Raw genomic sequence first — 14610 nt, 5'->3', positions numbered from 1 at the left:
ATTGCTTGTGTTCAACCGTGTTCTTATTCCCAAGGATAAGTAACGGTCAGGAAGTCAGCGAATTTCTTGCTCTCTTCCCGCCGTTGTTTCCGCATGGCCGCCCGATCCGGAGCGGTCTCGTATAATTTCTTCTCTTCTTCCGTCTCCGGGATAATGCGAGGTACGATCAGTTTGCGATTATTTTCGTCCAGGGCCACAAAGGTCAGAAAAGCTGTCGCTGCAATTTTCTTCTCTCCGGTCTTCAGATCCTCACGAATCACCTTCACAAAAATCTCCATGGAACTTCGTCCTGTCCAGGACGCGAACGATTCCAGCGTAACGGAATCTGTCGGGTTAATCGGGTACAGGAAGTCGACAGAGTCGGTTGAAGCCGTTACGGTATTGACCCGGCACAGTTTGGAAGCAGCGATGGATGCGATATCATCGATGTAGGACATCAGCTTGCCGCCGAACAGTGTGTTATGATTGTTGACATCGGTTGGAAACACTCGTGCCGTCTTAAAACAACGCGTTTCGCGTACATACTTTTTCTCCACCTGATCCATCTCCGTAGGTTTCGGTATCTCTCTCATGCTTTTTCCTCCTTACAGTATGGCTGCTGTGGCATTTCTTGTGTTGCAGGGTCTATTTATGATCTATTATCCCTAGTATAGGTGTCGGTCAGATACATATTCAAATGAAGTCAGACTGCAAAAAAACCGCCAGGCGCGGACCGGCGCGCTGGCGGTTTACTGCTGTATATTAAGCCTTGGGTTTGAAGATGCCGGACGGTTTGCCAATCGGCAAGAACGTATAGCCAAAGTGAGCATTCAGTACCGAAGCACCTGTACCGTACAGGGACACAATTCCGATCGCCAGTTCAGCGTATGCTGCAATGGTGTGGAAAATGTGAGGAGCTACGCCGAAAGCATCAAAGGTCAAACCAAGGAACAGGAAGTCAATCAGAATGAAGATGATAAGCAATACTTTATTCGCTTCAATAGCACCGATCGTCATGAACAGGGTAAATACCAGGTATCCGGCAAAAGCAAATCCGAGCTGCTTGCCATCGGCTTGTTCAGCAAGCGTGGAGCCGAATACACCCATTTTGATCATCCAGTTGGCAGCCATGGCGAACCAGAAGAATGCGTACGCGCCGAAAGCCGTTGTACCAAAGGTGTTGTTGCGTTTGGAATCTTGAATGCAAGCGAATAACTGGGCAAAAGCACCCAGGAAGATCGCCCAAGGAATAGCGTAGCTAAGTCCTTCTGTAATGCCAAGCTTCTGGGAAGAAGCGACCAGGGTTACAATAGCCAACCCAAATAATCCCATTGCGCTGGGATCGGCATTAACAATTTTGACTTTAGTCTGTGAATCAGTCTGCATGGTGATGATAAGCCTCCAATAATATCAAATCAGGATCATGGCCGTCGTTGGCCGTCCTCTAAATTACATCCTTTGTATCCGCCGGGTCCGGACACACACATCGCCCTATTGTACCTGAATGGCACCGTTATGGAAAGGGATTTTATTACCTTTTGCACCAATAGACGAATCATTGTAAGACTTATGTCAGGATTAGGCAACCAATTTTACATTTAAATATACACAATAACGACACATTCGATTCTGGAAGGCGGCAGTGAGGTCAATCCATAGAATCCAGCTCTTCGTTAACGGGTAAAAGGGCGTTGCATCAGTCTTTCGCGGATACACTCTTGTATGATAGAATAGTATTTATCAAAATTTGGAGAAGAATACAAAACATCCTTGTCCCCTATGCCATATGTTAATCCAACTATAGATTGACAGGAAAAACTAAAATGGTTCACAGAATAAGGAGGTATCAGGGGTCATGGTTATGAGTTTGGATTTGAAAAATAAAATAGAGAAGGCCAGACATAACCTTCATATGCTGGTGGAGCATAACAAGGGTGGTCTTGGGCATCCCGATGTAATTCGGCAGTCTAAGGCATTGGACGAATTGATCAATGAGTACAACCGAATTAGCCGAAAACATCCACGGGGCTGAACCTGAAGGATTTTGATTTTATATACAGAAACGAATCACATAGATGAGTAACGCCTGATCGTATAATCGGGCATGGATATAGCCGGAATGGACAGCCTCAGTTAATGAGGTGTACCTACCGGCGTAGTATTCATGTCCGTTTGTTTTTTGCATCGTATTCATCATCAATCTGCTTAATGCAGCAACCGTTTGGCTTCCAAATATAATACCTGTACGAACTTTTTCGTATTAATGCGGGTCTGGGACAGGGAAGGCTCCACATTGTTTTGCAACTCCAGCATTTTCTTGCGGATTTCGGTAAAATCGAAAAATTTGGATGCATAGTTCTCGAACTTGGGATGTGTATAATCCGTTAATCCCAGGGAGACCACGTGGCTCAGGGTCTGGAAGATGGCTCTGCGGACACGTTGTTCTGACGCCTTGATCTCCTTGTTCACCTCAGCGAGTGGGGCATCGTATCCCAGCTTGCGAATGGCTACATTCTGGAAGATGTCTTTGAGGGAAGGGAACGTATAGGGCGACAATTTATGTTCCTCTGTCTCCACCTGCTCCAGATATTCCAGCATGTCCAGCAGATCCCTGCTGCCAGCTTCTCCAATCATGCCCATCTCGGACAGCAAGAAATGTCCCGTTGTAGTAATTGTTTTATCTGGAACCGGAGTGGCAGTGCGCTCGGTAGAATGAAATCCGGACAATCCCTGCAATGTACGCTGAATATCTGCGATGGATTGCTGCATACGCAACCTCTCGCCCACCAGCCGCAGAACGGATAGAATCTCCAGCCGGTTAATCGGCTTCGTAATATAATATTCAATCCCTAGTGAATAGGCTTCTCCGATCATGTTTTTCGACTCGATCTGGGAGATCATGACGATCTTGCCCTCGAACCTTCCTTCAAGGGCACGCACGGTCTGAATCCCGTCCCGTTGTGGCATCAGCAGATCAATCAGCAGTACATCGACCTTATGCAACTCCAATATCTCCGCGTGAATCTGTGCTCCGTCCTCAGCTTCTCCGGCAATATCGCCAAGTCCTTCATCCTCAATAATATCCATCAGCATGGAACGAACGCCAGGATCATCATCCACAATAAAATAACGCATATCCGTCATCTCCTTTCTCTGCGAATGGTGTGATCGATAAATCTATGGTAAAGACGGTTAACTCCGTCGCGAACTCTCGTTCCAGTGTAATCGTTCCTTTCCTTCTTGCATAGAACCTGATATGTCAGGTTAAGTGACAAAGATTAGGCGAGCAACGCCCATTTTTAAAATAAATGTAGAGATTGCATGTAGGTATTTGTCGATTTTCGTAGATGTACTTGTAGTATAAGTAACATCCCAAAGTCTGGGTCAAGAGTTGTGCAGAATGGTACAAACTTTTCATGTGACCCATCTCTGTACGTGAAATACACCTATAAAGGGGCATACCGATGGAGCAAACAATACAAGATATTGTCGTCATTTTCAATGATTTTCTATGGTCCAAAGTCTTAATTATACTTTTGGTAGTATGTGGTATATACTTCACCACCAAAACCCGATTCATGCAATTCCGCATGATTGGAGATATGATAAAGGTGCTTCGAGAACCGAAAAGCAAGGAATCAGGCAAAATTTCACCATTTCAGGCGTTCTGTATCAGTATGGCGGCCCGCGTAGGTACAGGGAATATTACCGGTATTGCACTGGCCATCGCTTTGGGAGGACCTGGTGCAATATTCTGGATGTGGATCATTGCAATTATCGGATCAGCCTCCAGTTTTGTGGAGAGCACGCTGGCTCAGATCTATAAAGTGAAGGATAAGGGCGGATTCCGTGGGGGTCCTGCGTATTATATGGAACGTGGGTTGGGCAAACGCTGGATGGGGATTCTATTTGCCATTCTCATTACGCTCTCATTCGGTTTGGTCTTTAATGCGGTGCAGTCCAATACAATTACTGTCGCATTCGAAAACTCATTCGGTACGGATCGGTTAACGGTGGGTATCATTATGGCTGTAATATTTGCAGGAATTATTATGGGCGGTGTCAAACGGATTGCAAAAGCATCGGAGTACATTGTCGTTGTACTTGCCGTATTATACATTGGGGTAGCGGCTTTTGTGGTGCTGGCGAACATTACCCAGCTTCCAGCCATGATCGCGTTGATCGTCAAAAGTGCCTTTGGCATTGAACAGGTCGCTGGAGGAACGTTGGGTGCTGCGTTGATGAACGGTGTAAAACGCGGATTGTTCTCCAATGAGGCGGGCATGGGTAGTGCCCCGAATGCCGCTGCAACAGCGGATGCAACACATCCGGTGAAGCAGGGACTTATTCAGGCTTTTGGCGTGCTGATAGATACGCTTGTTATATGTACAAGCACAGCCATGATTATTTTGCTATCCGGGGTGTACAAAGGTTCCAATCTGGGTGGCATTGAATTGACTCAGGCTGCATTAAGTGTACACATTGGCTCATGGGCATCAGGATTCCTGGCGGTCATGGTGTTCCTGTTTGCCTTCAGTACGCTAATCGGAAACTATTACTACGGTGAAACCAACATTGAATTTATCAAGTCCAACAAGGTTTGGCTGTGGGTATACCGTATTTGCGTTATCGCAATGGTGATTTTCGGTGCGGTTGCCAAGGTGCAGCTGGTATGGGATTTGGCAGACTTGTTCATGGGGCTCATGGTTGTGGTGAACCTGATTGCTATTCTGATGCTGTCCAAGGTGACTTTTGAAGCACTGAAGGATTACAAGAAACAGAAAGCTGAAGGGCGTGACCCGATCTTTACACGGGACCGCATTCATATTCCGGGTGAGGTGGAGTGCTGGGAATCCGAAGCAGAAGTTATTGGGGATAAATCAGTCCATGTGCTGAAATAAGATGGAGCTGAATGGGGTTAATTCATACAAATAGACATAATAAACAGGACTTGGATTATCCATCATTGGGCAACCCGAGTCCTGTTTGTTACATACATAGTAGATTGTTCCTCGGACTAGCCGAAGTTCATCTAACAGATACATTATGATTGTTTGTTAATGGAGTAGCTAATCAGTTGTTCAGACAGAATCTTCATTCGCTCGCCTGTGTCATTGAGCTTCTCGATGACATCTGTGAAGGAGGATACAAGCGTCGCTTGTTCCTGTGAAGAGGCAGCGATCTGGGACACTTCAACTTCCATCTGTTTGATCACCTGTTGTACATCTCTCAGACTGGTATCGATATCACTTGTGGCTTGTTTGGCATCCACAGAGAGCTTCCGTACTTCGGATGCAACTACACCGAAGCCGGCACCCGCTTCACCAACACGGGCAGCTTCAATGGCGGCATTCAGGCCAAGCAAGTTCGTTTGTTCGGAGATTTCTCGAATGAACCCGGCTACCTTGTTGATTTGGGAAGAATTCTGAACAGCAAGTCTTGTGTTCTGCAAAATCTGCTCACTGGTTGCTTGCAATTCTTCGGCATGAGCGGCGACATGCTGCACCATATCAACCAGGTTACCATTGATGGTTTGATTTTCTTGTATAATGTCTTCAAGTTGGTTCTGATTCGATTGGTCGTAAGATACACAGAAAACAGCGACGACTTGTTGATGATCATCAAAGATCGGAATGTTCAGGGTATCCAGTTCAATACCAAATACCTCCTTGGGAATCGTAGAAAGGCTGGCTTCTCTTCCATTTTTTAAGACGGCAAAGTTTTGGAATGAATCCAAGAGCGCCATTCCTTTTTCAAAACCAAGGTCAAACCTATCATTGGTAATGACTTCCAATACCTTCTCGTGATCATATACCGTTAAGCTTGCTGGTTCTCTGAGAATCTGACTGATATAAGGCATTACTTTAAGCAGTGCATCTACAATGTTCATGGAATAGGACCATCCTTTCAATATTTGAACAAAATATATTAACGTTCTATGGAATGACTCTATCTATCATCGGACAGAAATGGCCTTTCGTGAACGGCATTCTCTTAAAAGAATGAACATTTTATGATTAAATTTTAAAATATTTCCCATCTAAAATGATTTATTGGATATAAGTGCTAGTTGTAACTATTTTTATATCAAGATATTTGTACGGATGTATATCAAATCTAGGACATGTGTCCTTTTGTGTACGGTAAATAGAGCAACGGAGGGGGAGTCGATATGAAAGAAATCATGGATTTTGGACTTGTGCGCCAGCTCGCACGTGAGAATGGGTTGGACCAGGTGCTGGACGAGCCTGCACTCGCAGAATTAAGACTGCTGGAGGCTGCCAAAGGCGAATTGATCTGTGCCAAAGGTGAACGACCTGAACGATTGTATTTTCTTGTACAGGGTAAGCTCAAGATATATACCACACTGTCTAACGGCAAGTCTCTGTTGCTCCGTTTCAGTACACCATTAGCACTCGTGGGCGATCTGGAGCTGGTTAATGGCAAGGAGGCCAAGAATACGGTAGAGTCTGTGAGCAACAGTCTGCTGCTTGGTATTAGCTATCGCTCTCTCCAGAATACGTATGCAGAAAACCCCAAATTTCTTCACTTCATGCTCAGTCAAGTTACGCACAAGTTGGACACCTTCTCCAACCTGTCCAGTCTGAATATGCTATATCCGGTAGAGAGCCGATTTGCCAGCTACCTGTTGTCCACGATGGACCCAAACGAGCCCTCCTCGGAAGAGATTCAGACCTCCAAACTGACCGAACTGGCGGATATGCTGGGTACCAGCTACAGACATCTCAACAGGGTCATTCACGAGCTGTGTAATCGAAATATTATTCGTAAAGTGCAGCGGAAGCTTATGATCTGTGATCTGGAACAACTGCGCGCCATCGCGGGAGGCAATATATATGAGTGATGGCTTATAAACTAAAGGCCAAGCTGGCGTATCTATACGATATGACACGACATAATAAAATACAATAAAACACAACCAAGAGCACCCTCCGGAATATACCAGAGGGTGCTCTTGGTGCACCGCGCTTCAAGCGAATTAGATATCGCCGCGTTGCTCAAACAATTGAGCGATCTCTACAATGACACGAGTTGCCTTAACCATATTGTCTACCGATACATATTCGAATTTGCCATGGTAGTTCTCACCGCCAGTAAATATATTCGGTGTTGGCATGCCCATATACGATAGCTGGGAACCGTCTGTACCTCCTCGGATCGGGCGAATAACCGGTTCGATGTCCAGTCGGGTCATGGCTTCATGGGCAATGTCTACAATCTGGCGTACCGGTTCGATTTTCTCACGCATGTTATAGTACTGGTCATTCAACTCTACAGTGATGCTTTTCTCTCCGTATTTGGTCTTCAGTTCGTTTGCGATATGGAGCAGATTCGTTTTACGCTCTTCAAACTTCTTCCGGTCAAAGTCACGGATGATGTAGCTCATTTTCGTCAGTTCAACGTCACCCTCCATGGACAACAGATGGTAGAACCCATCATAACCATCCGTGAATTCGGGAGCTTCTTCTGCAGGCAGGCGTCGATTCAATTCCATCGCGATTTTCAGAGAGTTCACCATTTTATCCTTCGCTGTTCCGGGATGTACATTGGTGCCTCGTAATGTAATCTTGGCGGCAGCTGCGTTAAAGCTCTCGTATTCCAGCTCACCAAGGGGTCCGCCGTCGACCGTGTAAGCATATTTGGCTCCAAAAGCAGCTACGTCGAATTTGTGGGGTCCACGGCCAATCTCTTCATCCGGGGTAAATGCAACCCGAATCTTACCGTGTTTCACTTCCGGGTGCTCAATCAGATAGGCCATCGCCGTCATAATCTCGGCAATGCCAGCTTTATTGTCTGCCCCAAGCAGCGTTGTACCGTCCGATGTAATCAGCGTGTGGCCTTTATATTCGTGGAGTTCCGGGAAATCCTTGTTGGACAGCACAACGTCCAGTTCCGAATTCAGAACAATGTCACCACCGTCATAGTTATCGATAACCTGCGGTTTAACATCTTTACCTGTAAAATCGGTCGCTGTATCAAGGTGAGCCAGGAAACCAATCACGGGAACATCCTTGTCGGTATTGGACGGCAATGTAGCCATGACATAACCGTTCTCATCCATTGTCACTTCCTGTAGACCAATGGAGTTACATTCTTCCACGAGCAGTTTGCCCAATTCCAACTGGCCGGATGTGGAAGGGCATGTCTCACTATTTTCATCGGATTGGGTGTCCATCCGAACATAAGTACTCAGTCTTTGAATTAATATATCCTTCATCTATAATCTCTCCCTAGCTTGGATTTATTTCTTTTGGGGTATAGTATTTCCTGTATATCTCTATGGTTATCATATCATGTTTTGCAGTCATTTCCAGAATGGGCAGAACCGATATGTGAGGATGACCAGTATCCAAAAGGGCCCTAGGCACCAAAATGTACGTACTTGCATTTCCATACGTCAGGTTCATAATAATCAGTGAAGAAAGGATGTGTTCAAGACATGCCATTTATCACCGTTAAGGTACTGGAAGGCAAGACGACGGAGCAGAAACGTCAGTTGATTGAACGTATGACCCAAGTGGCTTGTGAGACACTGGATGTTGATCCGAGCAAGGTCTTTATCTTCATTGAGGATCTGGAGAAGGACAACTATGGCAAGAACGGGAAACTGTTTTCGGACTTGGACCAATAAGTAAGGTTTCATATATATCATGATTAAGGAACAGGAGATGCAGTATAAATGACTGAGAAATTATTTTCCCCCTATCAATTTAAAAATTTGCAATTAAGTAACCGTGTCGTCATGGCACCGATGTGCCAATATTCCGTGACGGCGAAGGATGGCATCCCGAACGATTGGCATCAGGTTCACTATGTGAGCCGCGCGGTTGGAGGTACAGGACTGATTGTAATCGAGATGACGGATGTGGACCCAGATGGACGCATTACGGACAATGACTTGGGAATATGGTCAGATGAGCATATCCCTGCCTTCACCAAACTTGTCGATGGAATCCATGCTTACGGCTCCAAAGTAGCCATTCAGATTGCACATGCGGGACGGAAAGCAGAGGATGCAGAGCAACCCGTTGCCCCGTCAGTGGTCACATTCCCTGGAGAGAAGTACAAGGAACCTCGTGCTTTGAGTACGGAAGAGGCAGAAGGCATGGTGCAGAAGTTCGCAGACGGTGTTCGCCGCGCAGTACAGGCGGGAGTGGATGCCATTGAGCTGCATGGCGCACACGGGTACCTTATTCACCAGTTCCATTCTCCGCTGATGAACCATCGCGAGGATGTGTATGGGCAGGATCTGTCCCGTTTTGGGGTTGAAGTCATTCGTGCTGTGAAAAAGGAAATGCCGGAAGGCGTGCCGCTCATTTTGCGGATTTCGGCTGTAGAATACGCTGATGGTGGATATGACATCGAGCATACCATTCATATCTCCCGTGCCTACCAGGACGCAGGCGTGGACATGTTCCATGTCAGCTCAGGCGGTGAAGGCCCTTCCGGACAACGGAAACCTGGTAACTATCCAGGTTACCAATTGCCATTTGCCCGTCGTTTCCGTGAAGAATTAAACGTTCCTGTCATCGCAGTGGGAATGCTCGAGGATGCAGCTCTGGCTCAGGCGGTTATTGGCAACGGAGATGCGGATCTGGTTGCGGTTGGCAGAGGTATGCTGCGCGATCCGTACTGGGCGAACCATGCGGCTCTGGAACTGGGTGTCAGCAAGGATCAAGCCGCCATTGCGGAGCAATATTCTCGTGGATACTAATCGGCTCTAAATTATATTTACACTTGCCACTCCGATGACAGAATAACCTTCCGATCGCTGTTATCCCCAGATTTTTTGATTCACTTTTTCAAAGGTGAAAATCTGCGGATAAAGGCGAACGCTTCGCTTCTTCAACTTATTTCTGTCCTCTTCGTTTTCGTGTAAATGTTAGTGCAAATTTTATATAGTAAAAAAAGGCCGCAGCATGGGTTAAACCTCATGCTGTGGCCTGATTTTGTATGTGACTATGCCCTTCTTCGAGTTGCTTCATAGACGAATTTTTGATTCGACTGTGTAGGTGGCTGATCCGGGTTAAAATCAGCGTACACTTTGATATCGGAGAAGCCAATGTGTTCGAGAATCAGGCGTAACTCTTCTATGCCGTACCAACGCAAGTTGAGTTGTTGCATCTCGGTAGCAACAAGAGCGCCCTGATGCCATTGTTCATAGCGAATCAAACTCACTTTGTACTGGTGTAGAAGGTTCAATTCTATGGTTTTCACTTCTACTGTGATCGTATCCCCATCGGGTAATGGGACGATTGATGTCTCTATAGAAGGGCGCTGTGTCACATCGGGCAGAAACAGATCAAAAACGAGCTTGCCTCCAGGTTCCAGGTGTTGAAATAGATTACGCAATGCGTTAATCGACGCCTGTCTGTCTTGGATGAGGAGCAGAGAACCTCCGGGAATGATAATGGCTTCGTATCGATACGGAAGATCAAGCTTCTCCAGATCGGCAACGAACAGCTCGGGCATGGGCAATGCCCGCTCCGTACATCGAGAACGGCAGGAGCCAATCATATCTGTTGAGTAATCAAGGCCATCTACGTTCAGCCCAGCTTCAAGCAAAGGAATGAGCACTCGGCCAGAACCAGACATGGCTTCAAGGATACGTCCTTTGCAGCCTCGAAGGTAATGGCGATAGAATTCAATGTCTCCTCCCAAGGAGTGTCCCACGGGTTTCGTTTGATCATAAACGGCGGTGCATAATGGACCATAATAACGGAATGACATGGTATGGTATCCCCCACATTTAAATGTAATTGATTGAAAACGTGGAAGGGGAGTCATTATGATTATCCCTTCCGGTAACGGTTGGAATTGAATTTTTCAGAGCAGACTATCATAGGAATCACGCACCTTTTATGTAATATGTTCCAATTATATAATATACGAATCGGTTTGACATGTATCTTCAAAACTCAAACAATGAATGATATATATCCAAGGAGGCGATACGAGTGGAATCATCAAGTGCATTACCGGATATCCGGCAGGAACTTTTGCTCCATGCACCTGTAGAGAAAGTGTGGGAGATGGTCTCGACAGCGGAAGGACTGGGGACCTGGTTCATGCCAGGGAATCTGGAACCCGTAGAAGGTCATGAATTTATATTGGAAGCAGGCCCCTTTGGTCAATCGCCTTGTCAGGTGACGGAGGTACTTCCGCTACAGAAGTTATCATTTCGATGGGGGAAAGACTGGACTTTGACGTTCCAACTGCTTGAACAGCCGGAAGGGACGGATTTCACACTGATTCACAGCGGTTGGGATGCGGATAAACTGACTGAGTTTGGACAGGCTCACGCCATGGTGCGCGAACGTATGGAGCAGGGATGGGCCGGGATTGTTCAGAAGCTTGCCCAAGTTGTGAAGTAGAAGCGAACAAGCGTCGCTGGCTGCAGACTGAACAGTTTCGAAAACGCCAAGATTAGATACAAGAATTAAGTGCAACCCCAGGTCGATCCGCCCGTTCACTCGGTGGAAGTCGGCTTGGGGTTCTTTCAACGGCTTACGCCGATCATGCGGTGGAGGCATTCGAGCTGCATGCACTGGGTTATGTACTTAAACCGGTACGTAAGAGACGTGGAACAATTCGAGAGAGCCGTGGTCTACAATGCCATCACATCAGACAATGTTGATGACCTGAGGCATATGATTCCACTCTATCGTGCTGATTATCTGGAAGGGCGTGATTACTACTGGGCGAGAGCCAAAGCAAGGGAACTCCGGTGCACATCATCCGGAGCCTGAAACAAGCAGGTAATATAGGAACCTGACACATCATAAGTTCAGGTAGGAGGGTGAGGCGTGAAACTATTCATACACCGCAAAGATCTGCGTACGGATGATCTGGCTGCATTCGATGATTTGCGGGAACACGAAGATGAGAGTGTGCATGTACTCATCTATGATCCATTTCTGCTGCGCCAGAGCCGAGAGAAGGAACACAGCGGCGTTAATTTTCTACAGCATGCGGCGAAACTAGGTAGACAGTATCTTGAAGCCAGACGAAAACTGCATGTTGTTTATGGCAAACCGGCTGAAGTGGTTGATTTCATCCTTAAGTATTTCAAAGACGATATTAATGAGATTGTGGTCCACCGGGACATGACGCCATATGCGATGGAGCGGGACAGAGCCATACGTAAGGTAAGTGAGGCGTACGATGTTTCGTTCACGCAATTGACGGATCATCTACTGTTGGATTTGAATGGATTTGCACATTTTACAGGCAAGTCGGAGCCTTATAAGGTATTTGCGGCTTTCCATCGGCGGTGGGTGGAGTTCATGAATGAACATCCCAACCCTCCTTCGACAACAACGGTTGCAGAGTTGAAGGTGAGTAATCGCCAGATTGAATGGCCGGATGCGATGAGGGTACCTCCGGAGTTGCTGGAGTCCAGTGATTCGGATGATGATGACCCGCATCTTATGCTGGATCAATTCTTATCGGATAGAATTGCTGAATACGGTGATCATCGGGATGAATATGAAGCCTACGAACCGAGCCATCTCAGTTCTTACGTGGCAGTGGGGGCTGTATCCATTCGCAAGATGTATGATGCGGCGAGCCGCACGGCAGAGGCAGCTGTGCTTCCGTGACTTCTACCTGTATCGGGCAGTCTATGAGAGTCACTATTTTACATATGAAAAGGTGTACGATCTCTCGGCCCTTCATGACGGTCACTTCGAACGGTGGTGCAGGGCGGAGACAGGCATTCCGATTATTGATGCAGCGATGACGGAGCTGAACGAGACTGGACATATGCCGAACCGATTGCGCATTCTTACGGCGATGTTCCTTACCAAAAACCTTCAATGCCCGTTCACCTTGGGTGAAGCCTATTTCAGACGCAAACTGCGTGACTATGACAATATTCAGAACCGCGGTAACTGGTTGTGGTGTGCCTCGCTTGGTGAGAATGCAGCACCGTATTTTCGGGTGAACAATCCGGTAACACAATCCGAGAAATATGATCCGCAAGGCGATTATATTCGCAAATGGTTGCCTGAGTTGAAGGATCTGCACAGCAAGGACATCCATCAGCCGCGCAAGGATGCCATTGTCGATCTGAAGGCATCAAGGCAGGCAGCTATTGACGTGTACAAACAGATTCTGGCGAGTCGTGTGAAGGCGTAGTGTCGTCGAGGAGAGGGACATGCATACGGATGCTTGAAGATCCGGTTTCTCTAATCTCCAAGCCATAGGCCGATAGATCAGGTTCCAGACCTCGCACCCTTAACTTGTGTATCATCAATAAATAGGTTTCGTCCACCTGTACCCGGTCATGATCCCCGAGGTGTGAGTATACTGCATATTCGCGGGCCGGTAGGGTTATGCCCATCATACCTTTGGGTATCTCATGAAAGTGAGACACCTCTACTCCGGCAATATAGTGATAGAGGCGTTGCCGGTTCAGGACGACTCCTGTCTTCATCCCCGCTCGGTTCCGGCGGGGAATTTCGTGTTGTCTTTGTTCCAGTTCTGCCCAGAGCTTGGGAATTAGTACCTGGGCCATATAGAATGCTGTAAAAGGAGCCTGAAATTCAAGTCCGACCACATAAGTATCTGGACGAACGATCCGTTGGAACGGGGAGTTGTCGGGGATTCGTTGCGCTATCGTATGGGCTCCCGGGTTAATGGGTTGCAGCAAGAAATATCCACCTCTGCGGCCAGGCTCGGCATATAAAGGGACCCCCATGCCGCTAAGTTCATGCAGATAACGAAGCATGGTACGATAGGAAACTCCAAATTCAGCTGCCATCTCATCCACAGTGAATGTGGGCTTCTCGTATACTCGCATGATTAGTTCAATCAAACGTTCCGTCTTGGTCATATCCAGTTCACTCCTGAAAAATCATAGGTTATACTGACAGGATTTGTCACAGTATTAGTATAAAATAGAGTCAGGAACGGGACAACAGCACAGGCCTGAGAAAAAATCGAGTGGAAGGGTGAAACATATGGAACAAGATCGATCTGCTGCGTTGGTACATAAGAAAGCGACTACGATCATCGGTTTGCAATGGGAGGGCACTTTCGCGGAGGCGGGAGCGGGAGGCATCCGAGTCGTACAAGCGGAATTCAAGCGTCGTCTGCATGAAATCACGGATCTGCTTCATCCGGATGAACTTCTGGGGCTGTCTTATCATATGACAAATGAAGGATTCGTCCATTATGTAGCGGTCCAGGTCGGTGAAAGGGGAGCACAGTTGATTCCGAAAGGCATGGTGAATATCCATGTTCCGGCCCATGACTATGCAGCGTGTAGCCATGTGAAAGGACAGCCCGTGGAATCCTCCTACAATCGTATCTATGCCTGGATAGAGGATCAGGGTCATAAGGTATCGGAAGGTCCTCTTACACACTATGAAGTGTACCCGATGAATCAGGATCCATATGATCCAGAGCCCGAGTTTACCATTTTTATACCAGTAGAACCAAAATAAAATAATTTAAGGATTGAGGGCTTTAAGACCGCGTACTCGCGGTCTTTTTTACATATATAGACATGAAAATAGTGTGAAATATGATGAAAATTTAGGAATTGTTAAGAAAATGGACTACCCATCTTAAGCATTATGGCTTTTAATAGATAGAGAGCTTTAT

At 46.7% G+C, this 14610-nt stretch carries 17 protein-coding genes; 10 read left to right on the top strand and 7 right to left on the bottom strand.

Features of this window, described 5'->3' with window-relative positions; translation table 11 throughout:
• Positions 1-23 precede the first annotated feature (23 nt).
• Complete coding sequence (locus AC4G47_RS29235) at positions 24-536, bottom strand: acyl-CoA thioesterase (RefSeq protein ID WP_026081401.1); 513 nt, start codon at positions 534-536, stop codon at positions 24-26.
• Positions 537-741: 205 nt separating this feature from the next.
• Complete coding sequence (locus AC4G47_RS29230) at positions 742-1365, bottom strand: acetate uptake transporter (RefSeq protein ID WP_017691635.1); 624 nt, start codon at positions 1363-1365, stop codon at positions 742-744.
• Between the two features lie 469 nt (positions 1366-1834).
• Between AC4G47_RS29230 and AC4G47_RS29225 the strand changes: the two genes are divergently transcribed.
• Positions 1835-2011 carry an aspartyl-phosphate phosphatase Spo0E family protein gene (locus tag AC4G47_RS29225; protein ID WP_491104014.1) on the top strand — a complete coding sequence of 59 codons (177 nt, stop codon included), beginning with the start codon at positions 1835-1837 and terminating at the stop codon, positions 2009-2011.
• Between the two features lie 173 nt (positions 2012-2184).
• Here AC4G47_RS29225 and AC4G47_RS29220 read toward each other — a convergent pair whose 3' ends face one another.
• Positions 2185-3114, bottom strand: a complete 930-nt coding sequence (locus AC4G47_RS29220; RefSeq protein WP_458124561.1) for a response regulator — start codon at positions 3112-3114, stop codon at positions 2185-2187.
• 329 nt (positions 3115-3443) lie between these two features.
• Between AC4G47_RS29220 and AC4G47_RS29215 the strand changes: the two genes are divergently transcribed.
• On the top strand, positions 3444-4880 hold the full coding sequence (locus AC4G47_RS29215; RefSeq protein ID WP_458124560.1) for an alanine/glycine:cation symporter family protein: 1437 nt from the start codon (positions 3444-3446) through the stop codon (positions 4878-4880).
• A 143-nt stretch (positions 4881-5023) separates the two neighbouring features.
• Here the strand turns inward: AC4G47_RS29215 and AC4G47_RS29210 are convergent, their stop codons facing one another.
• Positions 5024-5488: a methyl-accepting chemotaxis protein gene (locus tag AC4G47_RS29210; protein ID WP_458127372.1), complete on the bottom strand. Its 465-nt coding sequence runs from the start codon at positions 5486-5488 to the stop codon at positions 5024-5026.
• A 663-nt stretch (positions 5489-6151) separates the two neighbouring features.
• Here AC4G47_RS29210 and AC4G47_RS29205 point away from each other — a divergent pair.
• Positions 6152-6844 carry a Crp/Fnr family transcriptional regulator gene (locus AC4G47_RS29205; RefSeq protein ID WP_491104013.1) on the top strand — a complete coding sequence of 231 codons (693 nt, stop codon included), beginning with the start codon at positions 6152-6154 and terminating at the stop codon, positions 6842-6844.
• 135 nt (positions 6845-6979) lie between these two features.
• On the opposite strand, the gene pepT is transcribed toward AC4G47_RS29205, so the two are convergent.
• On the bottom strand, positions 6980-8218 hold the full coding sequence (gene pepT / locus AC4G47_RS29200) for a peptidase T (RefSeq protein WP_491104012.1): 1239 nt from the start codon (positions 8216-8218) through the stop codon (positions 6980-6982).
• Between the two features lie 222 nt (positions 8219-8440).
• On the opposite strand from pepT, the gene AC4G47_RS29195 reads away from it, so the two are divergent.
• Both AC4G47_RS29195 and AC4G47_RS29190 read left to right on the top strand, forming a co-directional pair.
• Positions 8441-8632, top strand: a complete 192-nt coding sequence (locus tag AC4G47_RS29195) for a tautomerase family protein (RefSeq protein WP_458124557.1) — start codon at positions 8441-8443, stop codon at positions 8630-8632.
• A 48-nt stretch (positions 8633-8680) separates the two neighbouring features.
• Positions 8681-9715: an NADH:flavin oxidoreductase/NADH oxidase gene (locus AC4G47_RS29190; protein ID WP_491104011.1), complete on the top strand. Its 1035-nt coding sequence runs from the start codon at positions 8681-8683 to the stop codon at positions 9713-9715.
• A gap of 245 nt (positions 9716-9960) precedes the next feature.
• Here the strand turns inward: AC4G47_RS29190 and AC4G47_RS29185 are convergent, their stop codons facing one another.
• On the bottom strand, positions 9961-10731 hold the full coding sequence (locus tag AC4G47_RS29185; protein WP_491104010.1) for a class I SAM-dependent methyltransferase: 771 nt from the start codon (positions 10729-10731) through the stop codon (positions 9961-9963).
• A gap of 221 nt (positions 10732-10952) precedes the next feature.
• Between AC4G47_RS29185 and AC4G47_RS29180 the strand changes: the two genes are divergently transcribed.
• From AC4G47_RS29180 to AC4G47_RS29165, 4 genes are all read left to right on the top strand, one after another.
• Positions 10953-11375, top strand: coding sequence for an SRPBCC family protein (locus tag AC4G47_RS29180; RefSeq protein WP_491106826.1), 423 nt, complete (start codon positions 10953-10955; stop codon positions 11373-11375).
• Positions 11376-11543: 168 nt separating this feature from the next.
• On the top strand, positions 11544-11750 hold the full coding sequence (locus AC4G47_RS29175; protein ID WP_458124553.1) for a hypothetical protein: 207 nt from the start codon (positions 11544-11546) through the stop codon (positions 11748-11750).
• Positions 11751-11807: 57 nt separating this feature from the next.
• Positions 11808-12602: a deoxyribodipyrimidine photo-lyase gene (locus tag AC4G47_RS29170; protein WP_491104008.1), complete on the top strand. Its 795-nt coding sequence runs from the start codon at positions 11808-11810 to the stop codon at positions 12600-12602.
• Positions 12559-13140 carry an FAD-binding domain-containing protein gene (locus AC4G47_RS29165; RefSeq protein ID WP_491104007.1) on the top strand — a complete coding sequence of 194 codons (582 nt, stop codon included), beginning with the start codon at positions 12559-12561 and terminating at the stop codon, positions 13138-13140. The genes AC4G47_RS29170 and AC4G47_RS29165 overlap by 44 nt, the downstream gene beginning before the upstream one ends.
• Here AC4G47_RS29165 and AC4G47_RS29160 read toward each other — a convergent pair.
• The gene (locus tag AC4G47_RS29160; protein WP_491104006.1) at positions 13094-13837 is read right to left on the bottom strand and encodes an HTH domain-containing protein; all 744 of its coding nucleotides are present in this window, start codon (positions 13835-13837) and stop codon (positions 13094-13096) included. The genes AC4G47_RS29165 and AC4G47_RS29160 overlap by 47 nt on opposite strands.
• A gap of 127 nt (positions 13838-13964) precedes the next feature.
• On the opposite strand from AC4G47_RS29160, the gene AC4G47_RS29155 reads away from it, so the two are divergent.
• Positions 13965-14450, top strand: coding sequence for a GyrI-like domain-containing protein (locus AC4G47_RS29155; protein ID WP_458124551.1), 486 nt, complete (start codon positions 13965-13967; stop codon positions 14448-14450).
• The last annotated feature ends 160 nt before the right edge of the window (positions 14451-14610 follow it).

Source organism: Paenibacillus sp. Negev47, assembly GCF_058313655.1.
This window is presented reverse-complemented; position numbering and strand designations above follow the sequence as displayed.